The organism is Achromobacter sp. SIMBA_011 (assembly GCF_046535435.1).
GTDB classification, from domain to species: domain Bacteria; phylum Pseudomonadota; class Gammaproteobacteria; order Burkholderiales; family Burkholderiaceae_B; genus Achromobacter; species Achromobacter dolens.
In genome coordinates this window covers 1-259 of record NZ_JAWRWN010000727.1, presented here as the reverse complement: position 1 = coordinate 259, position 259 = coordinate 1, and the positions used below count along the sequence as shown (strand labels likewise).

Here is a 259-nt window from a genome sequence, read left to right as displayed (position 1 = left end):
CGAAGCCCATCGGCACGAGCCAGCCGGTGCCGAGCGCCGCCGCGGTCCACATGGCGCGGTGGTACGCGCGCACCAGCACCTCGTCCGGCGCGCCATGCCAGTCTTCCGCGATGCGCGGGCCGTCGAACGCATCGGGGCACGCGATCGGCGACGCGATGCGGCGCAGCAGCCGGTGCTCGTCGACGAACCACGGCGCGCGCAGATCCCACCAGCGCGCCGACGAGAACACGCCGTCGAAGCCGGCCGCCTCCAACTGCAC

Annotated in this window: 1 protein-coding gene; it reads right to left on the bottom strand. The window is 74.1% G+C overall.

Annotated features, from left to right (window positions below; genetic code table 11):
• The coding region (locus tag SB816_RS32875; RefSeq protein WP_410548365.1) for a hypothetical protein at positions 1-259 on the bottom strand (259 nt) is incomplete at both ends.